This window comes from Bacillus sp. CZDM1 (assembly GCF_055502545.1).
The window spans coordinates 1-23,252 of the sequence record NZ_JBUESO010000006.1 but is presented as its reverse complement, the minus strand read 5'-3'; the positions used below and the strand labels follow the sequence as shown (position 1 = coordinate 23,252).

Genomic DNA, 23,252 nt, shown 5'->3' with positions numbered 1-23,252 from the left:
TCAAAATGGATTCTTTTTAATTGCCGTATGTGTAAGTTCAAACAATACTTTTAATCTTTATTTCAAAGCTACAATAATAAGTACTTTTTATGAGATAGATACCTCTGTAAAGTCTATCTTGTAAATCTTTTTAGGTCTTCCTCTAAGTTTTTCCTGTTTTCTGTATGATATCTTGGCAGCACCTTTATCCTCTAATTTATTTAAAATCCGGTTAGCCTGACGTAAGGTAAGTCCTAGTTGATAAGCCAAATCTTCCGCTGTAAGTTCATTTGTCTTCAGCTTGGAAATCAAAGCCATGATTTTTTTGATTTGAAGAATCGAAACACTTAATGTTTCACTTAATTTTTGTAATTGTGGGTCAACCTTATTCGTAAAGTGCAGACAGGTATCATCTCCTAATGGACCAATTACCTCCTCGTTTGCAGTAATCACATAGGCACATGGTAAATCCATGGATTTAGCTTGATTATTTGCCGTTTGAGCAGACATCTTAGCTTGGTAGAATGTTGTTCCGATTCCCCACCCTATATTCACATGAAAGGGGAGTGTTTCGTTCAGATACTGAAGGACTGAACAGGTAGTAAAGTCGTTCGTCAATGTTTTTAAGTCTGACTGGGAGGTAATAATTTCAAAACTTGCATGCTTTCTCTGAATAACAGACAAAACATTTTCTTTTTCGTTAAATTCTAAAAGTGCTTTATGAAGCATGATTTGTTTGAGCTCAAGGTCAGACATATTTTCTTGTCCCTTAATTGTAACCACACCGATTGCCCCTTGATTCTCTAACAAATTAGAAATTTGCAATTCATTAATAATATGTTTCACCTGTTCTAACATTGACTCTTTGGAAGGAAAGATAAAAATGTTTGGTATGCCTGCCTGATTCAATAGATTTACAATATTACTTATACGAGTAATAACTAAATCAATCTTTCCTTGATTCCATAATGACAAATGTTGCTGAAACGCACGTTCGTAAAGAGCTGTTGTATATTCCAATTGCAAACAAAAAGGAAATTCTTCTTCCTTTAGCACTCCTTTTAGCCCCATATAATTATTTTCTTCACTTATTAAATCCATACAAACTCGAGCAAAGTTTAAATTTTTATTAGAATTACTAATAGAAAACAAGCGTTTATAAAAATCCCCTTCAGGAATATCTAAGAAATAGGTAGGGGTAGTAAATTCGGTAAATTTTTGTTGCAAAATATTATAACCTAAAGCCCCGCTAAAAAGAATTCCATCATAAAATAGATGATTGCGCTCATACAGCTCTTGAATCTCGCCAATTAAACGATATGGGATAAATGTTAACTCACATTGATCTTGAATAAGCGGTTCAATCTGTTTAATTTCAAAAATAGAATGGTGCGCGGTGATTACACCAAGTTTAATCATAATAATACTCGTTCCCTTCTCCAACCGTAAGTTCCCAACTCTAATTATACTCCTAACTTTATCCTTCACCAACCAATCAATCATCTAATCAGAATTTTCTTGTTATTACGAAAAATGATTGATATAATTTATTTTAAGAAATGTCTTAAATAGGTCTAAAAATAAATAGAGTATTTTTAGGTTTCTAAAAAAGAACTCTAAAAAGGAAAATGAAAGGGGAACTTTTATGAAAGAAAACATTTACAATAATAAAACAAAAACCACCGTTTTAACTCTTCTATTTTTAACATGGGTTGTCAATTATTTAGACAAAAACTCCATGAGCGTAGCAATTATCGCCATTTCTAAAGAATTCAGTTTAACACCTACTCAAGGTGGAATGGTCATTAGTAGTTTCTTTCTTGCCTATGCCTTAATGCAATTACTTGGAGGTTGGCTGACAGATAAATACGGTTCGAAAAAAGTCATTCTTATTTCATTGCTTGTTTGGTCAATCTTTACTATTTTTACCGGCTTTGCTTGGTCATTTGTTTCACTGATCATTATTCGCTTCCTATTTGGAATTGGAGAAGGAAGCTTTCCATCCGCAAGTTCTGTAGCATTGGCAGAAAATTTTCCGAAGGAAGAACGTGGAAGGGCAAAAGGAGTGTTATCTGCATCCACTCAAATCGGGTCAATCATAGCTGTCTTGCTTGCAGCAGTGCTTATTCAAAGTGTCGGCTGGAACATAATGTTCTACATTTTTGGGGCACTCGGGTTTGTTTTCCTTCTTTTACTTTGGAAATACTTGCCGGATAGAGCGCAACAAACTGGTACGGCAAAAAAACAAAAAGTATCTTATTTGAAGGTTTTGAAAAACCCTACAGCTTGGTTGCTGATGCTGATCTACTTTGGTATGAGCATGGTAAACTGGGGATTAAACTCATGGCTTCCTTCTTATTGGGTAAACGTACGTGGGCTTGAACTTGTCAAAACAGGATTCATTTCCATGCTGCCGGTTGCATGTTCGATCATCGCTATTATCCTCAGCTCATGGGCATTGGATAAAATTGCTGCAGGAAAAGAAAAGTTTATCATTATCACTGGTGCAATCATTGGCATGGTCGCTCTATATTTTACAATGAGTGCCGAATCTATATCGATGGCACTTACATTCCTTTGTTTGGCTTATTTTGGTGTAGGACTCCTTTCGGTTGTACTTGCCCTTCCGTTAAAATATTTTCCACAAAATACAATGGGTTCGACCATTGGTATCATGTATTTTGGTGGACAAATGGCTGGTACGATTGCACCAACCCTAATCGGATATACGCTTACTTTATTTAATGGATCCTATAACGGGGCTTTCACTTTATTAATTGGATCACTTTTCATTTCAATTATTGCAAGCTTGTTCTTAAAGTTAAATTCAACTGAAAATGCAGCAGGGAGAGAAGCGGCGTAATGGATATTCATCACATTATAAATTTAATTGACGAAAAAAAAGATAAATGGATTAGTATGAGCAACCAAATTTGGGAGTTTGCCGAAACACGTTTCGATGAGTTCCGTTCTGCAGACCTCATTTGTCGTTCTCTTGAATCAGAGGGGTTTTCAGTTCAAAAAGGACTCGCAGGCATTGATACAGCTTTTGTTGGCAGTTATGGTTCTGGAAGCCCCGTTGTCGCCATACTTGGGGAATACGATGCGCTTTCCGGACTAAGTCAAAAGAGCGGGGTTTCCGTCTACGATCCAATTGAACCAGGTGGAAATGGACATGGTTGTGGACATAATCTTCTAGGAACCGGTTCGCTTGCTGCTGCGGTCGCTCTGAAAGATATGATGGAAAAAGAAGGTCTGCAAGGAACGGTCAAGTATTACGGTTGTCCAGCTGAAGAAGGCGGTTCAGGTAAGACATATATGGCACGCGAAGGATGTTTTAACGATGTTGACTTTGCTTTAAGCTGGCACCCTTGGACTACGAATACGATCTTACCTGGAAATTCTCTGGCAAACTGCCAAGTTTACTTCAAATTCAAAGGAAAGAGTGCACACGCTGCCGTTCAACCTCATTTGGGAAGAAGTGCACTGGATGCTGTAGAGCTCATGAATGTAGGGGTCAACTACTTGCGTGAGCATATCATTTCTGAAGCAAGAGTCCATTATGCGATTACGAACACTGGTGGGTTTTCGCCAAATGTCGTTCAAGCGGAAGCTGAGGTGCTATATTTAATCCGTGCCCCTAAAACGCCTCAAGTCCAAGAAATTTATGAACGAGTATGTAATATCGCAAAAGGGGCTGCACTTATGACGGGTACGGAAGTTGAGATTGTGTTTGATAAAGCCTGCTCCAATCTGATGGGCAATGTGACACTTAACGCTAAGATGGCTGAAGTGTTCGAAGAAGTCGGTGTTCCATCTTATACTGAAGAAGAAATTCGTTTCGCCAAACAGCTGCATGCTTCATTATCTGAAGAAGATAAGGCCAATGAAATCAGCAAATTGCCGAAGGAGATAGCAAGAAATCTAAAGGATAAACCGATATTCGATATGGTTTACCCGTACTCAGATGATATAGCTGATGCACCTCTCGGAGGCTCGACAGATGTTGGTGATGTTAGTTGGATCGTACCAACTGCGCAGGTTGGTACTGCATGCTGGGTATTGGGAACACCTGCACACACTTGGCAAGTGGTTTCCATTGGTTCTACCTCTATTGGTCATAAAGGAATGCTTCAAGCAGGAAAGGTTTTAGCCGGTACGGCACTTGAAGTGATGAAAGATCCAGAACTTCTTGAAAAATGCAAACAAGAATTGAAAGAACGATTAGGCAACAATGTTTATCAATGTCCGATTCCTAAAGAAATTTTGCCTGCGCAAAATCGAAACTAACTTTTTATACTGGGAAGTACTATATAAATCAGGTTACTTTTGATGGAATATATGTTTCTTGTAAAGTTTGGACATCTTGTATAGAAACGGTTTTAATTTATGCAGAAGGTAAAATCACCATGTTTGAACTAGATACGGAACAAGAAGCGAGAGAAGCTTTCAAGAACATTCAAGGTTACAAGATTCTTTCTGAAATTATTTATTTTAATGATAAACAATTTGCCTTAGAAGCTGTTTAAGATTTCTGTCAATCTAACCTAGATGAAAGAGTGGCTGATCCAAAAGCAGAAATATCTTTTGAATCAGCCACTCTTTATTAATGTGCAAAAACAACCGGGTGCCAGGCACCCATCCAGGGATTGGTATTATCTTGATAACTAGTGATAATCAAATTTCAACATCTTTTTCTTGTACTATTGATCAGAATGCTTGTCTTTAAAGGGGTAAAACCCGATTTAATCAATCGATTGAATTGTTCGATTGGGCGTATAATTAAATATAGAATACTCAGATTAATATAATATAAAGGGAGTAAGATAAAAAGTGCGTAAAGAAATTAAATCCATGAAGGAACTTATTGAAGAAAATAAAAAGGATCTTTTAAACGATAAAAAGGCTCTGGAACAGATTGAACAGCGGATAGAAGAGCGGCATGAATTGAAAAGGCTGGCCTAATCTTAACAGGGATCGTTATAAGGTGCAATTAGGAGATTGTTTTGAGGGTGAAATCGCATTGATTTCACCCTCTTGCTTTTTCTACTTATGATTGTCCGAATGTGATGCTGAATCAGGCAGGCCAAGCAGGATTATAAGTTTTTACAATTCTTTTCCATACTATCGCTGTAGACTCTTCGTGAACATCCAAGCCTTATCCACGACAAAACGATTCTTGAAAACAGATCTAGGTTCGTTTTTCAAAAAGGCCGGCATGAAGATTTTTACTATTAATTTCGGGGAAGCATGGGAGAGATTCCCCTGCTTCATAATTAGGATGTAAAGGCTGAATTTTATACCCTCAATCATAAAATAAAATTGCCAGGTTCCTCCTATGTTACAATAATATTGGCAATACTCTCAATAGAAAGGTGGATTGGCAATTTGAAAAAGATTCGTTTAGGATTATTTGGTGCGGAGGATTCTATCGAAATTATGGGATCGGTGGTCTCTAATTATCCTGAATTTAGTTTTGTACCCATTTCCTACTGGAAAGATGAGGAGATTATCGAAAAATTAAAAGCATATGCAGAGGATGTGGATGTGTGGCTATTTTCTGGACAAATTCCCTATGGGTATGCGAAGAAATGGTCTGGTCTAACCCAGCCGATGTTTTACGTGCCCTCTTCCGGATCCAGCTTATATAAAACGTTACTATATATTGTTTATCACCATAATATCCCTTTTAATCAGTTAAGCTTTGATACGTTTCATCCTTCCGAACTTGAACGGGTTTTCTTGGAATTGGCAATTAATCCTGAGCCCTTGTATTTAAACCATTATGAAGAGGAAATTCAAACTGAAAAAGTTGTTCAATTTCACTATGACCTTTGGAAAAAAGGAAAGACAATGGCAGCGGTGACTTGTTTAAAAAATGCACAGCATGAGCTTAAGCAACTTGGTGTACACGCGTTTAGAGTTCTTCCGACACGCTCTGCTATTGTTTCGACGTTAGCCCTCATTCGGCAATCACAAAAAACATTGCGTTTTAAGGATTCTCAGATAGCGGTGCAGATGATTGAATTCGATTCTTTTTTCAGTTTAACGAAAGAGACGTTTTCAACGGATGAAATCCATAAAGTTGAAATCAAAATGACCGAAAGGCTTCTTGAATACGCTAAAAAAATAAATGGTTCGTTAAAATCTGCTGGACCTGGCCGCTATGTCATATTTACCACTCATGGGATTTTGAAGGAGGCAACCCAAGATTTTACTGTTCTGCCGGATTTCGCTGTTCTTCATTTGACCGGCAATGATGGAGTCACATGTGGAATTGGGATCGGACAAACGGCTTATGAGGCAGAGATCAATGCCGGAACGGCCTTATTTCATGCAAAAGAATTTCAAAAAGGAACAACGATGGTCGTCTTTGACGATAAAACCATTACGGGTCCATTAGGGCAGCCAGAGCAAATCACTTATGGGTTTGCCTCAGAACAATTACAATTATTAAGTGAACGAACCTCTCTTAGTGTCGCCACTTTAAGTAAACTAGAATCTATTTTAAAAAAGATTGGAACGACGGAAATCAATGCCCATGATCTGGCACAACATATGAAAATTTTGCCTCGCAGCGCCCGAAGAATCGTAACGATATTGGAGAATAATGGATTAGCGGAAGCGGTCGCTGAAGAAAATCCTCATCCAAGGGGACGGCCGAGGAAAATCTATCGAATTACTTTATGACAAGATACTTGCTATCTTGTTTATTTTTTTAAAAAAATTAACAGAAAATTACCACTAGCGTTAATAGTACGACTCGTTATATAATTATGGTCACAACCGTTAATAAACCTTAAATGGTATAGGTCATATTTTAGGGGAGGCTTAAGCTTGAAAAAAATTGAATTTAGTAGTCTCGTTGAGGAGATTCAGCATGAAGTTATTGCATGGAGGCGCCATCTCCATAAGTATCCGGAATTGTCCTTCGAGGAGGAAAAAACCTCTCAGTTCATATTTGAAACCCTCCAATCTTTTGAGCATTTGGAACTTTCGCGCCCTACAAAAACGAGTGTGATGGCACGTTTGATTGGTGCTCATCCCGGGAAAGTACTGGCAATCCGTGCTGATATTGATGCTTTGCCCATTCAAGAAGAGAATTCATTTTCGTATGGCTCGCAAAATCCCGGTGTTATGCACGCATGTGGTCATGATGGTCATACAGCCATATTGCTGGGAGCAGCCAAGATCCTGTCTGGATTACGGGAGCAAATAAGAGGTGAAGTTCGTTTCCTCTTCCAGCATGCCGAGGAGTTAGCACCGGGGGGGGCGGCTGAAATGGTTCGGGCTGGCGTAATGGAGGAAGTAGACCTGGTCATTGGTGCCCATCTCTGGACACCGCTGGAAACAGGGAAATTTGGTGTTTCCCCTGGTCCTGTTATGGCAGCGCCAGATACTTTTTCAATCACGATTAACGGTCATGGCGGGCATGCTGGACTTCCGCACCAAACGGTCGATGCTATTGCAGTCGGGGCGCAGGTTGTCACCAACCTGCAGCATATCGTATCCCGCAATTTGGATCCATTAGATAACGTAGTCCTTTCGATTACCAAATTTGCCAGTGGTTCAGCCATGAATATTATTTCAGGTTCAGTTGAAATTGCTGGAACAGTTCGCCTCTTTAACACCGAACTTCGACCAACCGTTACCCATTTAATGGAACGGATTGTAAAAGGTGTAACGGAAGCACATGGAGCTGACTATCAATTTTCGTACAATGAAGGTGCTGCCCCTGTTGTGAATGATGGGAAAGTCGCTGCTATCATTGAAGAGGTTGTATGTGAACTATGGGGAGAAGAAGCGTTGGTTAATATGAAACCGAATATGGGCGCTGAGGATTTCTCCGCTTTTCTAAAGGAAGCACCAGGAACTTATTTTTTCACAGGAACAGGTAATAGGGATAAAGGAACAGACTTCCCTCATCACCATCCTCGATTTAACATTGATGAAGACTCTTTATCTAACGGTGTTACTCTATTCGTTCATGCCGCTTTAAAGCTGCTGGGATCGTATTGAAAAAGAAATGCCCGTATTACTGTAAGAAAATATACTTTAAACCATGGGGAGTTGAATATGGATGAACCCTAATACAGAAAAGGTGAAAGCGATGAAAAGTAGAAAATGGGAAATGCCTGACACTTACGTTATTCTTTTTCTAGTCATGCTGCTGGCGGTTGCAGCAACTTATCTTACGCCGGCGGGAACATTTGAACGTGAGGTTGTAAATGGAGTTGAAAGGGTAGTACCTGACACATATAGTCAAGTTGATCGAAATCCGGCAGGTTTTATGGACATTTTTCTTGCCTTGCAATCTGGTATGGTTCAATCTGGCAGTTTAATTTTTCTCGTTCTTTTTGCAGGAGGGGCGTTTGAGATTGTGGAACGGTCTGGAGCCATTAGAGGAGGAATTCTTCGAGCCGTTAATAAAACACAAGGCAAAGAATTTTTGCTTATCGCTGTTGTTTCGATTTTGTTTGCATTAGGGGGAGCAATTGGTGCAGTTGCCAACTCCGTTATTCCGTTTGTAGCGATCGGAATGATTATCGCAAGGGCTCTTAGGCTTGATGCGATGGTGGCGGTAGCCATTACGTTTGGTGCAACATTTGCCGGTTTCAATGTAGGTTTTCTAAATCCTTATACGGTTGGAGTTGCTCAATCAATTGCCGGTCTTCCGTTATTTTCAGGAATGACGCTTCGAATTATCACGTTCGTTATTATTGTTGCAGTGACAATTTTATATACATGGAGATATGCCAAAAAAGTGTTGGCGGATCCCTCAAAAAGTTTAATTGGCGTGTTGGAAAGCTCCGGTGGTTCGAAAGAAGAATTACAAGCACCGTTTACTTCCCGACATAAAACAATTTTAAGTTTTGTAGGACTAGCGTTGGCATTCTTTGTCTATGCAACTATCGAATTTAAATGGAGTATTGATCATATGGCAGCGTTTTTTATTGTGATTGGGCTTGGTTCCGGTGTGATTGCGGGAATGAATTACAATAAAATCGCCGTCACCTTTTTAGAAGGATGCCAAAAACTTGTATATGGTGCGTTAATTATAGGTGTAGCTAGAGCTGTACTCATTATCATGGAAAATGCGAAGATTTTGGATACGGCTGTAAATGCCCTTGCAGCTCCATTAGAGAATATGCCTCCGGTATTGGCTGCACTGGGCATGTTTGCCGCAAACGCTGTTCTTAATTTTCTTGTCCCTTCGGGTAGTGGTCAAGCTATGATCGCCATGCCGATTTTATCCCCATTGGCAGACATGATTGGGATTACAAGGCAGGTTGCTGTACAAGCATTCCAATTTGGAGATGGCTTTACAAACAGTATTTTCCCAACATCAGGAACACTAATGGCGAGTCTAGCTGTCGCCGGTGTATCTTGGATAAAATGGGCAAAATGGATGCTCCCATTATTCATCATATGGTGTGGAATCGCTATTGTCATGCTCACAATCGCGGTACTTATCGGTTGGGGACCGATGTAGGCACGGTTAATCTGGGTGTTCATCCCGTCGAAATATCGGTGCCTGGTGTATTAGATAATACTATGACATTCTGGAACACCCCGTCGTTAATTGTAACAAGCAACTTTTATTGGCTATCTTTGAAGTATTCTAGAAGAAACCAAAACTTTTCCTCGACAAGAAATTCTCTTGAAATGAGGCTAAAGTTCGTTTTTCAAAAGGGTTCGCGGCACTTTTAATTAAACGTTTAGTTGAGAAGTATTAAATCGTTATTTGACGAAAGACTTAAGGATTTGAAAATATCGGTGTCACTCCCAAGGGTCTTGGGTTTTTGTTCGCTGGCTCTTACACAAAAAAACTCCCACAAAGCCTTGAATCAATTTTTACTGAATAAAATGTTTGACAATCTTGTGGATAGTGATAACATAATAATCTGAATACTAATTTCATAAAAAATACCACTAGGGGTGCCTTTTAAGAAGGCTGAGATTAAAGTGAAACTTTAAGACTCTTAGAACCTGATCTGGATCAAACCAGCGTAGGGAAGTGGTGTAACGGGAACTCCTTATGTTTCAATCACGTTCCGATACAACCACTTTCTTCCAACAGAAAGTGGTTTTTTTATTGGAAAAATACGTCCGCTGCCGGCAAACAAGGATGTATTTACAATCAATCTAACAAAGTATTAAATGTATGTTTTTGAAAACGACAATTAAACGTGAAAACTAAGCAATTAATTAAATGGAGGTATCGTATGTCTACATTTACTGAAATTCTACGAGATAAAGCAGCTCCGATATGGGATGCGAATCTAGAACACCCATTTGTTCAAGGAATTGCTAGTGGAAAATTAGATTTACAAAGTTTCCGCTATTACGTATTACAAGATTCCTATTATTTATCACACTTTGCTCGTGTTCAAGCGATTGGTGCTTCGAGAGCAGAAGATTTAAATACTACAGCAAGAATGGCTGCTCATGCGCAAGGCACTTCACAAGCAGAGTTAAGCTTACATGAGAAATTCATCAAACAACTGCACGTTACATCAGAGGAGCTTGCAAACTTCCAGCCTGCACCAACGGCTTATGCCTATACTTCCCATCTATATCGCGTTGGGGCATCTGGAAGTTTAGGAGAGATTATCGCCGCTATTCTACCATGCTACTGGATTTATTATGATATCGGTCAGCAGTTAAAAGGGGCGACACCGGATGAACCGATCTATCAGGAATGGATTGCGGCCTATGGTGGAGAATGGTTTGGCGAATTGGTTCAGGAGCAATTGGATCGTCTAGATGAGCTAGCAAAAACCGCTTCCGAAAAAGAAAAAAGTCGAATGATTGATCATTTCTTAATTAGCTGTCAATACGAATACTTATTCTGGGAAATGGCTTATACATTCGAAAAATGGCCCATTGAAGTGAATTCCCAAGAACAACTTAATATTAGCTAATAAGGGAAAGATCATGTTCGCAAAGGGGAATGAGTTCTCCCCTTTGCTAAAAAAGGAGAATGAAACAATGAAAAAAGGGTTAAAGTTAACGGACATTTTAGTAACCATCGTGATATCCATCGCATTTGGGATTGTTTACAAAATTTGGGGACCGCTTTATTACGCAGTAAAACCATTTGGATTACATATTGACCAGCTGATTTACGGAATGTGGTTTATTGCTGCGACCGTTGCGTTCTTAATCATACGCAAAGCTGGTGTGGCATTTCTTGCGGAAGTTGCGGCTTCTTCTGGAGAGTTTCTAATGGGGTCTGAATTTGGACTGGAGGTTCTTTTGTATGGTGTTGTACAGGGGTTGTTTGCTGAACTTGTCATAATGGCTTTTAGGTATAAGCGCTTTGATTTACTAGTTGTTAGCTTAGCTGGAATTGGTGCGGCAGTTGGGTCCCTATTTATGGATTACTACAAAGGATATATGGGTGATTTGTCAACATGGAACTTGATGCTGCTCATTGGTTTCAGGTTGATTGGGTCCGTTATCTTTACTGGGTTTATGGCATTTGGCATTGCGAAGGCACTAGAGGCTACAGGTGTTACCAATTTACTTCGTCCTGCTTCCAAAGAAGATTACGACGCCTTAAATCAATAATCAGGGGTGAAGACATGACAAATATAGCGATGGTCGAACAGCTTAGATTAAAGTTTCCGGGAGACGACAACCTGCTGTTCAAAGATTTATCCATTACCATTAAAAAAGGTGAGAAGGTCTTATTACTCGGACCTTCTGGATGCGGTAAGTCAACTCTTTTACAAACACTTTCAGGATTAATTCCAAAGTCTATAGAAGTACCGATCAAGTATAGAAATATTCACTATCCCGAATCCTGGGGCTATGTGTTCCAGGATCCGGATTCACAATTTTGTATGCCATATGTCGATGAAGAGCTTGCATTTGTATTAGAAAATCTTACTGTGCCAAGAGGTGAAATGCCTGATAGGATTGAAGAATTATTGTCCGCTGTCGGGCTGCGATTGGACCTCTATCATTCTTCTATCCAATCTCTATCTGGAGGCATGAAGCAGCGACTTGCGCTTGCATCCGTATTAGCACTCAATCCTGAATGTTTATTCTTAGATGAACCAACAGCGCTGATTGATGAAGAAGGCACGAAACAAATTTGGGATAGTGTAAAGAGTGTCGCTAAAGATAAAACGGTGATTATTGTCGAACACAAGATTGATCACATTTTGGATTTTATAGATCGTGTCATTGTTTTTAATTATGACGGGGTGATCATTGCAGATGATGATGTGAAAACCGTGTTTTCCTCTTATCGTAAACAACTACAAGAATATGGTATCTGGTACCCTGGGGTTTGGGATGATTACAAATTGTCTTTCGAATCGAATACTGGACACGGTTACAACCACTCGCTGATTTTAGAGGACTTTAAGGGGTACCGGAAAAAAGAAATAAAAGTTCAACTTGATCACGCTTCTGCTCAATCGGGGGAATGGATCACGGTGGTTGGTGATAATGGAGCAGGAAAAAGTACCTTGCTATTATCATTGATGCAGCTTCTGAAAACGTCGGGAACCTATGTATTGAATGGAGAAATTATACAGAATATCAAACAACTCCAAAAGGAAGCTTATTTTGTCTTTCAAAATCCTGAATATCAATTTGTCACAAACTCTGTTTATGAAGAAATCTCCTATGCTCTCACTGTGAAAAAGGAAGAACCCTCGATCATTAAAGAGAGGGTGGATGAGCTGTTAGCCATATTTGGATTATCAAAAAAACAGAACCACCATCCCTATCATCTTTCAATAGGGCAAAAACGCCGACTGAGTGTGGCGACTGCATTTGTAGAAAATCCAAAGCTTTTGCTCTTGGATGAGCCTACGTTTGGGCAGGATTCCAAGAATACATTCCATCTGCTTGAGTTGTTAGAGAGGGAACGGCAAAAAGGGTGCATCATCATCATGGTCACGCATGATTCGGAAATCGTTAAGCGTTTCGCGACAAGAGTTTGGGAGATTGATAACGGTAAGGTCGTCAAAGATTGGAAAAACGAACATGTACATCAGGGGAAGGACCAAGCAGCTTATGCACACTACATTTGATTTCAGAGAAACATGGCTTCATAAAATCAATCCAAGTCTGAAGCTCCTGACAATGATTTTCTTGTTTATCCTGGTGATTTTTATTCATAACCTTAATCAGATGATTCTTTTTACCATTGTGACAATGATCCTATTTGTATTTTTTACAGGTCATCCATATAAGCGAATTTTGCTATTCTCGATACCGTTCCTATTTATTTTCATCTCGACGACCACCTCGATGATCTTTTTTGGTAAAGGGGATACTACTATTTTCAGATGGGGTCTCGTCCATGTAACAGAAGAAAGTTTATTTCGAGGAATTCACTTGGGATTCAGGGCTTTAACCTATGCACTGCTGGGCTTAACGTTTGCCCTTACAACAAGGCCCGTGTATTTATTTTATTCGATGATGCAGCAGTTAAAGCTTAATCCAAAATATTCCTATAGTTTTATGGCTGGAATTCGCTTAATGCCGATCATGATCGAAGAATTTCAACATATTCGCAGTGCTCAAAAAGTGAGAGGAGTGAGAACCGGTGCTGGAATGAATGGTCTTTTTCACCTATTCAAAATCACTTCGATTCCATTGCTGTCTCAATGCATCCGGAGAGCTTTTCGTATAGCCGTCGCTATGGAAGCAAAGAGGTTTGATTACTCAAAGGAACGCACATTTTATTACAAAATAGGGTTTTCGAAAGTTGATGTTGTCTTTGTTGGTTATTTTGTTGTACTAACGGGTCTATCGTTTTATCTAGCTCAGGAATTCCCCTTTTTTCCAGTTACAGATGTTCGCGATTAACATATGGGTGCCTGTGGTCAAGCGCCCAAAAAATAGACATCAATAAATTCGATATTTATGATGCATTTTGGTAATTTAAATAAAACATTTTAGGAACGAATCCCATTCTATGCTGGATTCGTTTTTCGTTGTATATTTCTGCGGTAATAGATTTATTTAACCGTGAAGTGATTGGCTTTGAAATAAGTTCAAGCCCTAATAAGGAACGGATAAAAGCCACCTTCAAGGCAGCACAGAAAAAGCGAAAATTGGATACATTGGAGGGCGTTCTGATCCATAGCGACCAAGGAAGTGTTTACAGATCACACATGTATCTCAATCTAAGTAAGGAGCTACACTTCATATCAAGTATGACACAAAAGGCTAACTGTTGGGATAACGCTGTTATTGAAAGCTTTTTTTCGCAGTTATTGTAACATATCAACTTGTGATGCTTGATGAATCGTTCACCTATTAGAATTAGAAAGTACTCCTAGAATCCTAAAATTCCAATTATATATTTGCATAAAAGTCGGGATATTCATCATAAATATGGAAGTGGGACCATATTAAACTAATTTCTACTTTTTTTGACAAAAAGGGACAAAAAATTTTATAAACCATCGAATCGTTTATAGGAAATATTATGGATGACTTTCATCTTAGAGAGAATAGGAGAAGCGGTAATTTTGACTACAGAGATATTTTTAAATGGGGAATTAAAGGTAAGCAGGAAAGAAGCGCATGGAAAAGGCAAGCAACCCAAAAATTTACCAGTTTTCACTTCAAGGATGGAAAAACGGGAATATTACAAGAGCGTAAATCATTTTGATATCCGGAATGTCTTAGATGTTAAAGGATTCTTAAATGATATTCGTGCCAATTGGAATACATATGTAGCACAGGTGAGCCAATGGATTCAAAAAAATCCAGTAAAAAGATTGGTCGTGACGGGAATTTTTACCGTAGTTCTTGGTATCTCTTCGATTACTTCGAGTGCCGCAACAGTGATAGAAGAATATACCTATCAGGTAAGAAGTGGTGAAAAAATTGAAGCGATCGCTGCGAAACATGGGGTAACAGTAGAAGGAATATTAAATGCAAATGGCCTAACTTCCATTAACGGAAAGAAAATTCTCTTACCAAAAGTAGAAGATCGAATGGTTACCGCCACTGTACTAAATATTCGATCCCAACCGACCACTGAAAGTAGTATTATCGGAAAGTATAAAAAAGGTGATGTGGTTAAGTTTGTATTCGAAGAAGACGGATGGGCTGGCATTTTGATTAAAGGAAGAGTTTGTTTTGTGAGTGCGGATTATCTTACATCAAAACAAGCGGTTGAATCAAGTCCAACTACTAAAACCATGTATGTAACGGCAACATCGTTGAGAGTAAGAGAAGCAGCTTCTACGAGTAGTGCTATCATTGGCTCTTTGAAATTAAACGATCGTGTGTCCATGATATCCACTTCTAATGGTTGGGCTAAGATTCATTTCAATGGCAAAATAGCATTTGTTAGTCAAACCTATTTAACGAATAACGAACCAAACAAAAACATTAATGATACGTTGAATAACACAGGCACCTATGTGATTAAGAGCGGTGATACTTTTACAAAAATCGGTAAAACATTAGGGTTCTCTGTTTCACAGATTCAAAAACTAAATCCAGGAGTGGAACCAACAAAGATGAAAATTGGACAAACCATCAAAATCCCTTCGACTACTGCACCTACTGTCAATCAAATAATAATAACAGCTCAAATAGGCAAGGTAGATGATAACGGAACGTTTCGATTTATCACGGCTGAAGGTACTACATATGCTGCAAAAGCAACGGGCAACATGATTAATGAATTAATTAATCATCAAGGAAAGAAAGCAACACTAACACTGGAAGGAAAAAGGGGTACAAAATTGACTTTAGTATCCATTCAATAAATATCTATGTGCCTGTCACTCTCCGGTATTTGATTTCGGTGCCAGTCACTCCCCGACTTTTGTCGAAGATTGATAGGTTGTTAGATAGGTAAAGAGTGATAGAATGGAGTCGCAGCTGAATATTTGTTGGGGTGGCCGGATTGTCAATCTTCTTTTCCTTCATAGGGGAAGGGGGTGATAATACTGGAAACTTTTCTTGAAATCTTACGAGAAGTTCTGAAGGGGATTGTGCGTGAAGTGAGTGCAAATTTCTTTCGGAAAAACGTACTAGAAAACAGGAAAACCACCCCGCGCCGTAGCAAGCAAAAGGGTGGTTCACACAAAAAATAACGTAGACAACCATCACCCTGACGGTATAGGCTGCATGGAGGAGTGTTAGAAGCACTTCTCTTTTTTATTATATGTCCATTATACACAATTAATCATTTATTTAAAAGTAACAGCTTTGTCAGCTTCCGCCCTTTTTGCTTCTTAGTATTTTTTTATTCTTTGAAAATATTTTGCAGGATTTTGAATTATTTTGTAGAAAGTTAGTATTGTAATACTCCTTTTTATTAATCTTCAGAAATAAGCTACGTTTACTTTTTCCTCAATTCTTTTGTGTGATTCCAATTATGTATAGCAATGAAAAATATGTTATGTTGGAGGCTGCTTTATGACGGTCAATGTATTAAGTATTGGTTTAAAAGGACTGGTGGCTATGGTGCCTGTCACTCCCCGATATTTGTCGAAGATTGATAGTTCTTTATTAAGAAGACCATGGGCGGTTCTGATGGTTCCCAGGGAGTCTCGAGTTTAACCAGATTTGAGCCAAGAGAACCGCCCGAGACCACTGAAAAAAGTCGTTACTTGAACAATGAAGGATAATTTTCATCAATATATAATAAGTAAAAGAAGGCAGATATCTACTTATGGTAGGTAATTGCCTACTTGTTTTTAAGAAATGGACTTTTCCGTGATCTCGAACCGTCCCACTGGAACCTGGTTCCTTTGTAAAAAGTTCTTTAAAGGCGAGGTTCAGATGAGTAGGTTGTTAATATAAATGAAAGTCCTGCTTTGATTCCTATTTCAAAAAAAATACGCGCCGGAGGTTATGTCTCCCCAGCGCGTTTGTGCATTATATTACTTTTACCTTTTGGTTTGTTTCGTGTTGTTCTAGAACTTTGGTAAAGTGATCTGGAGCAACCTTTGCTTTGATTTTCATAACTAGGATATAAATAATCCCGGATGCGATGATCGATTGAACCGCTGGAAGTCCCATTGGATTAACATATTGGGTGTAATAGCCTATTAGCGTACCTACTACTAAGGCGATGGTAGCCATCCAGTTCCACCCTTTATTATCTACCCATTGCTGCTTGCGGATAAAGAAGAAATCCGCCATCATGACTCCGCCGATTGCTGGATAAATAAGGGCGGTCATGTATAAGAAATCCATAAAATAATCTAAAATTCCTGCTAAGGCAACGACAATGGAAACAAGTGTCCCAGCCAATGTCAATAAAGCACGGCCTTTGTTTGAATTCACGTTTAACATATTGGACAGGGCAAGGCCCATGCTATAGTTGTTCACCAATTGGCTTGTCCAAGTAGCAAGCCACAAAATGATAAAGCCCCAAACCGGGAAACCTAAATTCATCATTACATTTACGATATCCGCGTCACCAACTCCAATCGACATTATGGCCCCTACATAGAACAACGGGAAACCAACGGCCACGATTCCTAAAGGAATAAGTGCGTTGTCCTTAACAGTAGGCTTGGCATAGCGGGTGTAGTCAGAAGCAATCACCCACTGGGACACATTGATACCGATAATTAAACTAATAGCCGCTAAAAACGTCATTTGTGGCTCAGGGTTCCAAGCCATAATCGTTTCCCACCCGATATTTTTTAAAGCGTAAAAGATTCCTCCTGCAATTAACAACAAACCAGCCGGGACTGCTAAATAATCGGTCCATTTCATGGAAGAATAGCCAATAATGGACGGAAGCGCGAAAAGAAGTCCAGCAATGACCGTGATAATCGCCCATGGAATCCACTGTGTTTCATAGTTAATTCCAAACATCGCTGAAATTGCATTACCAGCAACAGCCGTCTGCAATGCCCACCAGCCCATCGAAACGATAAAGATGGTCAGGCCGACAATAAACCGTGCTTGGGCAGAGCCAAAACTCGTTCTAGCTATTACTGATGATGATCGTCCTGTTTTCGCACCGATATATCCAGCCACAGCATTTCCAATCCATTGAAAACCAAATAGAGCAATCGCCAGGATCCAAAAAAGCTTTCCTAACCCAAAGCTGGCGGTTAAGGAGGCACCTACCATCAACACAGGAATCGTAAACTCTAATCCACCAAAAATCACTGCTGGCGAAATCCAATGCTGCCTCTCACTCAATGGCACCGCCGCAAGAGCCTCGTCCTTACCCCCGCCTTTTCTTAAAGAAACATCTTCCATTTCTCCTCAACCCCTTTATTTTTTTGCAAAGCAGTTATGTTTGGAATATTCAGTAAAATATTGTTAGAAAAAAAGCCTTGCCCGGCAAGGCTTTTTTAAAATCTATTATCCTACTAATACCCAAACGATCTCACAGTCCACATCCCCATCGTTATAGGCGATATGTTCCTGCCCTGCGGGAATAAACGTCGCATCCCCACTAGTGACTCGATAGGTCTGCCCGTTGGTTTCTGTCACAATGGAACCCTTGACCACAATGGAATACTCATTTTCTTTATGGTTCGAGAAACCAGCTAAAGGAACCCTTTTTCCTGGGGGAATCGTGACGTGTCCTACCTTTAGGTCTCCTGAAATAGCATCCTGTTTAAAAACGGTTTTTAAAGGTACCGCTGCATTCGCATCTACTTCTAAGCCTTCAATCTTTAAAACTTCCATTCTCTAAACTCCCTTCTGCTCTCGTTCTGCTGTTAACCCTTCAACCACATACGTTCCCGGATTTACGATCACACCAAAATCTTCTCTTGCCTGCTCAATAGAAAGGTACCCATTCTTAACATCCTTAGCCACCTTATCAGACGGACGTTTAAACGGATCACCGTAACCGCCGCCGGTCGCCGTGACAAGTTTCACCACATCCCCGGTGTTTAATGGATATCTTGGATAAATGCCGTACGGGCCATCCACTTCTCCGCTCGCTTTTTCTACATAAAATTTATTCCCGGACCCATCCTTGCCTTCGTTAATTCCCCACGGGACAAACTTATGACGGCCAAACGTGACCGAAGCAGATTGCTTATCCGTCAAAGCTCTGTAAGAACGAATGACGCCTGCACCGCCAATATATTCGCCGGCGCCTGCACCGTCTGTATGAAGGCTGTATTCATCAACCATTACGCCGTATCTCGTTTCCGCGACCTCAACAGGCACGTTGTAGGTCTCACCATCACCGATACAGAATTGTCCTCTTGCCCCATCCTGGCCTTCCGCTGCACCCCATCCGCCAACGGATGGCTCAACAATCAGGAATGGCTCTTTTGTATCCGGATGCAGACCAGATAAAACGACCGCACAGACCGATAATAAGTGGCCGGCTGTTAAACGATGCGGTACCACTGGTGCAAGTGCCTTCCAAATCACGTCAGCACCTGCTTGCATGCTTTCCCAGTAGATGGATACCGGGGCTGGACGTTCAGCCGAAAGGATGGAACCTTTGTCGGTAATGACTTCTAATGGACGAAATACCCCATCATTGGCATCTTGGGACGGGTTCGTAATCGCTAAGAAGATCGCACGAACAGCCGAAACAAGCGCGGTATAAGAACAGTTAACTGGTCCTGGCACCTGCGGATGGCTGCCGCGGAAGTCAGCAATGAATTTTTCTTCTGTAATCGTGACCTTCACTATCACTTTAAATGGACCATTGCCAAACCCATCATCATCGATGAATCCTTCTGCTTCATACGTTCCCTTAGGCAGCTTGGCCAGCTCTTGACGCGCCAGCTGTTCGCCATGGTCTAACAGGTATTCCACCGATGAAAGCACGATCTCTTTTCCGTGCTTGTCACATATTTCGATCACACGCTTTTCTCCTGTTTTTAGAGCGGCAACCTGGGCCCACATATCTCCTAATGATAATTCCGGAAAGCGGACATTTGCCTCAATGATATCCACGATGGCTTGGTTGATTACCCCTTCGTTAAAAAGCTTCACACAAGGGAATTGCAAGCCTTCTTGGAAAATATCCGTGGCGTCGTTACTGAAGGATCCTGGGTCTTTCCCGCCAACCTCTGTCCAGTGAGCTTTGTTTGCGGAAAAAGCGACAAGCTCTCCTTTGTAAAAAATCGGCATTACGAGCCCAACATCAGAGAGGTGGGAACCACCGCCGCCATAGGAGTCATTAATGATGATAATGTCGCCTTCTTTTAATTTTCCGTCGCCGAATTTTTTCAAAGTTTGCTTGACCATGTCGGAGAGCATCCCAATAAAACCGGTAACCCCGTTCCCCTGGGTCAATAACTGACCTTTGGCATCTAATAGACCACTGGCATAGTCCAGAACTTCATATATAATTGGACTCATCGAAGTCTTTGCTAATGCAATAAACATTTCATCGCCAATCGCAATCAATGAATCTTTTACAATTTCGAGTGTAAATGGATCAACCTTTGTTTTCACTGCCTGTGTCATTTTCACTCCACCCCCGTGTCAATGATTAAATTCCCATATTCATCTACCGTTAACGACTGACCTGGATAAATCACGGTTGAAGCAGAAGCTTCCTCGATAATTGCCGGACCAGCTACTTCTACATGCTTACCTAGTATTTGGCGGTGATAAACATTTGTATCCACCCAGCCATGATTTTCGAAATAAACCGGGCGTGTTTCTTTTAAGGCATCCGCCGCCGTGCTGCTGCCAGCTTCCCATTTTTTAATCGCAGGTTTTTCGACTTTGCCAAACGCAGTTACATGCAGGTTCACGATTTCAGTTGGTGTGCCATCCAGTTTAAAGGTGTAGTTCTGCTCATGAAGATCGCCAAACCTTTTGATCGCTTCGTGAACGGTGTCTGTTGTCCAGTCACCATTTGAAACCGGGACTTTCACGGTATGTTCCTGACCTAAGTATCGGATATCGGCAAATCTTGAGAATACCACCTTGTCTTCTTCCATACCTTCTTCTTTGTATTGCTCAAGCGCTTGTCTTTCGAGGGAAGCCCACTCGTCGTTCAGCTCTGTTAACTCCACTTGATTAAATCTTCTAATATAGGTCTTGATATAATCGTGACGCAAGTCGGTCATCAGCATTCCCCAAGCAGAGAAAACCGAAGAAGCGACTGGAACAATCACTTTTTTCACACCTAGTTCTTTCGCAAGTGCAGGTGCGTGCATGGACCCGCCGCCGCCAAATGCGACGAGCGAGAAGTCTCGCGGATTATGGCCTTTACGAATCGAAATCAACTTGAGCGCGTTTAACATATTGGAATTGGCAATGCGAATAATACCTAAAGCCGCTTCCTCCACGGACAACCCGAAATGATCAGCAATTTTTTCCTTGATGGCACCTTTTACTTTTTCCAAATCCACTTTGTAATCGAAATTTTCCGGAGACAGACGGCCGGTAATCAGATTGGCATCGGTTGTAGTAGGTTCGGTACCGCTTTGTCCATATGCAACCGGTCCAGGCAGGGCACCTGCCGATTGAGGTCCAACCTTTAGGGAGCCGGCACCGTCAATCCAGGCAATGGAACCGCCTCCATTTCCGATTTCAACAATGTCAACGACAGGCACTTTAATCGGGTAGCCGGCATTGCGTTCATTTTTCTCAATATAATAATCCGTCGATACCTTTACCTCACCTTGGTTAATAAGGGAACATTTCGCTGTCGTCCCGCCAATATCAAACGCGATGATATTCTCTTCGCCGATAATCTCGCCGAGGACTGCTGCCCCGTAAATACCAGCAACCGGACCGGATTCTACCATGTTAATGGGTGTTTGCTTGGCACTGTTAAAGGTTGTGGTGCCGCCATTAGACTGCATAATGTAGTTCTGGCTGTCTGTATCATTTTCTAAAAGTTTCGTATGTAAACGATTCACGTAAGAGGCAGCGATCGGTTTCACATATGAGTTGAAGACAGTTGTACTTGTCCGTTCATATTCCCGCCATTCCTTGGTTACTTCATGGGAGGCTGTAACGGCTACTTCTGGCCAAAGCTCCTTAATGAGCTCCACCGTTTCCGTTTCATGAACCGGATTGACGTAGGAATGTAAGTAGGATACCGCAATCGCTTCTACTTCTTCTTTTTGAAAATAAGCAATAATTTCTTTTAATTGCGCCTTGTTTAACTGCGTGAGAACCTCACCTTTATAGTTAAGGCGCTCTTCTACTTCCTGGCGCAAATAACGCTCCACAAACGGTTCTGGCTTTTGATAACGGACATTAAATAAGTCTGGACGGTTTCCCCTCGCAATTTCAATGACATCGCGGAATCCCTTGGTAGTGATCAATCCCGTTTTTACACCCTTACGCTCTGTCAGCGCATTAATGATGACGGTTGTTCCATGAATGAAGGTTTGGATGGCTGTTTGATCAATCCCACTTTTTTCAATAACGTCAATGACACCTTTTTCAAAATGTGGCGGCGTGGTATGGCTTTTGGCCACTCCAATTTCACCGTTTTCATTGACATAAACTAAGTCAGTGAATGTTCCGCCAATATCTGTTGCTACACGCATGCATACTCCACCTTTCTTAAATCCTTGATTGAATTATAATCAGTTAGAAAATAACTGGGGTTAACACAGACAATAAAATAGTTTCTTCATTTGTTGGGTTTTCGAGGGCATGTGAGCTAGTGGACGGAAAGTGAAGTGAATCTCCTTCACGAACCACATATTCCTTTCCATCAATGTGAAAAAGAATCATTCCCTTTAATACAAAATAAAACTCTTCACCTGAATGGCCATATTGCTGGGATTTTTTCTGATTGGGAGCGACTGTAACCAAAATGGGTTCCAATGATCTCCCGGCAAACTCGCCATTCAATCTTGCGTAAATAAAATCGGAACCCTTTAATTGGAATGGCTTTTGGTCATTCCTTTTGACCATATACGTTTCACTCGGTTGTTCGCTTTCGAAAAATTCTGTTATTTTTACATTCAATGCATCCGCTATTTTCTTCAGCGAGGTAATCGCTAAGGAAGTGGCGCCTCGTTCCACCTGTGATATAAAGCTGATCGACAAGTCCGTACGTTCGCTCAACTCCTTTAAAGTAAGCCCTCTTTGAACCCGAAGTTCCTTTATTTTCTTGTAAATTTCATCCATTGTAAACTCCTTTAAAGTAATACAATAAAATTCCAGCTATACTGAAAAATATTTGTAGTAATACTGTAATCATATAATAACAAAATAGATTTGGAATTTAAAGAAAATTTTAAAAATAATTATTTGTGGGGATAGAGAGGGGGGATATTGGTGCCAGTGCGTTGCGACCTTTAAAGTAGACACTATAAAACCAGAATTATAAAAAGGAATCAGTGATGAATAAATTACTCTGG

General features: G+C 40.4%; 18 protein-coding genes and 1 riboswitch. Of the genes, 12 read left to right on the top strand and 6 right to left on the bottom strand.

What is annotated here, in order from left to right:
• Positions 1 to 87 precede the first annotated feature (87 nt).
• Entirely contained in the window at positions 88 to 1,398 is a 1,311-nt protein-coding gene (locus ACY3XC_RS14975; RefSeq protein WP_179159003.1) for a transcriptional regulator, read from the bottom strand.
• 226 nt (positions 1,399 to 1,624) lie between these two features.
• Here ACY3XC_RS14975 and ACY3XC_RS14970 point away from each other — a divergent pair, with 226 nt between their 5' ends.
• The 12 genes from ACY3XC_RS14970 (at position 1,625) to ACY3XC_RS14915 (ending at position 15,734) form a co-directional block, all read left to right on the top strand.
• Positions 1,625 to 2,842, top strand: a complete 1,218-nt coding sequence (locus tag ACY3XC_RS14970) for an MFS transporter (protein ID WP_179159002.1) — start codon at positions 1,625 to 1,627, stop codon at positions 2,840 to 2,842.
• A complete protein-coding gene (locus ACY3XC_RS14965; RefSeq protein ID WP_179159001.1) occupies positions 2,842 to 4,269 on the top strand; it encodes a M20 family metallopeptidase in 1,428 nt (475 codons plus the stop codon). Before ACY3XC_RS14970 ends, ACY3XC_RS14965 begins: the two co-directional genes overlap by 1 nt.
• Positions 4,270 to 4,812: 543 nt before the next feature.
• Positions 4,813 to 4,944 carry an FbpB family small basic protein gene (locus tag ACY3XC_RS14960; RefSeq protein ID WP_368737793.1) on the top strand — a complete coding sequence of 44 codons (132 nt, stop codon included), beginning with the start codon at positions 4,813 to 4,815 and terminating at the stop codon, positions 4,942 to 4,944.
• 423 nt (positions 4,945 to 5,367) lie between these two features.
• A complete protein-coding gene (locus ACY3XC_RS14955; RefSeq protein ID WP_464869275.1) occupies positions 5,368 to 6,669 on the top strand; it encodes an ArsR family transcriptional regulator in 1,302 nt (433 codons plus the stop codon).
• Between the two features lie 147 nt (positions 6,670 to 6,816).
• Positions 6,817 to 7,998 (top strand): amidohydrolase, encoded by a 1,182-nt coding sequence (locus ACY3XC_RS14950; protein ID WP_464869274.1) that lies wholly within the window; start codon positions 6,817 to 6,819, stop codon positions 7,996 to 7,998.
• A gap of 61 nt (positions 7,999 to 8,059) precedes the next feature.
• Positions 8,060 to 9,472 carry a YfcC family protein gene (locus ACY3XC_RS14945; protein WP_464869273.1) on the top strand — a complete coding sequence of 471 codons (1,413 nt, stop codon included), beginning with the start codon at positions 8,060 to 8,062 and terminating at the stop codon, positions 9,470 to 9,472.
• A gap of 432 nt (positions 9,473 to 9,904) precedes the next feature.
• Positions 9,905 to 10,013: riboswitch (TPP riboswitch) on the top strand.
• Between the two features lie 192 nt (positions 10,014 to 10,205).
• Positions 10,206 to 10,904, top strand: coding sequence for a thiaminase II (gene tenA, locus ACY3XC_RS14940; protein ID WP_464869272.1), 699 nt, complete (start codon positions 10,206 to 10,208; stop codon positions 10,902 to 10,904).
• 67 nt (positions 10,905 to 10,971) lie between these two features.
• A complete protein-coding gene (locus ACY3XC_RS14935; protein ID WP_464869271.1) occupies positions 10,972 to 11,553 on the top strand; it encodes an ECF transporter S component in 582 nt (193 codons plus the stop codon).
• 14 nt (positions 11,554 to 11,567) lie between these two features.
• Complete coding sequence (locus ACY3XC_RS14930) at positions 11,568 to 13,031, top strand: ABC transporter ATP-binding protein (protein ID WP_464869270.1); 1,464 nt, start codon at positions 11,568 to 11,570, stop codon at positions 13,029 to 13,031.
• Positions 13,015 to 13,812: an energy-coupling factor transporter transmembrane component T family protein gene (locus ACY3XC_RS14925; protein WP_095250193.1), complete on the top strand. Its 798-nt coding sequence runs from the start codon at positions 13,015 to 13,017 to the stop codon at positions 13,810 to 13,812. Before ACY3XC_RS14930 ends, ACY3XC_RS14925 begins: the two co-directional genes overlap by 17 nt.
• Positions 13,813 to 13,940: 128 nt before the next feature.
• On the top strand, positions 13,941 to 14,228 hold the full coding sequence (locus tag ACY3XC_RS14920; RefSeq protein WP_464869269.1) for a transposase: 288 nt from the start codon (positions 13,941 to 13,943) through the stop codon (positions 14,226 to 14,228).
• A gap of 252 nt (positions 14,229 to 14,480) precedes the next feature.
• Positions 14,481 to 15,734: a LysM peptidoglycan-binding domain-containing protein gene (locus tag ACY3XC_RS14915; RefSeq protein ID WP_464869268.1), complete on the top strand. Its 1,254-nt coding sequence runs from the start codon at positions 14,481 to 14,483 to the stop codon at positions 15,732 to 15,734.
• A gap of 1,117 nt (positions 15,735 to 16,851) precedes the next feature.
• Here the strand turns inward: ACY3XC_RS14915 and ACY3XC_RS14910 are convergent.
• The 5 genes from ACY3XC_RS14910 to ACY3XC_RS14890 all read right to left on the bottom strand — a co-directional run bounded on the left by ACY3XC_RS14910 (position 16,852) and on the right by ACY3XC_RS14890 (position 23,019).
• On the bottom strand, positions 16,852 to 18,195 hold the full coding sequence (locus ACY3XC_RS14910; protein ID WP_464869267.1) for a purine-cytosine permease family protein: 1,344 nt from the start codon (positions 18,193 to 18,195) through the stop codon (positions 16,852 to 16,854).
• A gap of 105 nt (positions 18,196 to 18,300) precedes the next feature.
• Positions 18,301 to 18,630, bottom strand: coding sequence for a cupin domain-containing protein (locus ACY3XC_RS14905; RefSeq protein WP_464869266.1), 330 nt, complete (start codon positions 18,628 to 18,630; stop codon positions 18,301 to 18,303).
• Between the two features lie 3 nt (positions 18,631 to 18,633).
• On the bottom strand, positions 18,634 to 20,382 hold the full coding sequence (locus tag ACY3XC_RS14900; protein ID WP_464869265.1) for a hydantoinase B/oxoprolinase family protein: 1,749 nt from the start codon (positions 20,380 to 20,382) through the stop codon (positions 18,634 to 18,636).
• A gap of 2 nt (positions 20,383 to 20,384) precedes the next feature.
• Positions 20,385 to 22,430: a hydantoinase/oxoprolinase family protein gene (locus ACY3XC_RS14895; RefSeq protein WP_464869264.1), complete on the bottom strand. Its 2,046-nt coding sequence runs from the start codon at positions 22,428 to 22,430 to the stop codon at positions 20,385 to 20,387.
• Between the two features lie 43 nt (positions 22,431 to 22,473).
• Positions 22,474 to 23,019, bottom strand: coding sequence for a helix-turn-helix domain-containing protein (locus ACY3XC_RS14890; RefSeq protein ID WP_464869263.1), 546 nt, complete (start codon positions 23,017 to 23,019; stop codon positions 22,474 to 22,476).
• Between the last annotated feature and the right edge of the window lie 233 nt (positions 23,020 to 23,252).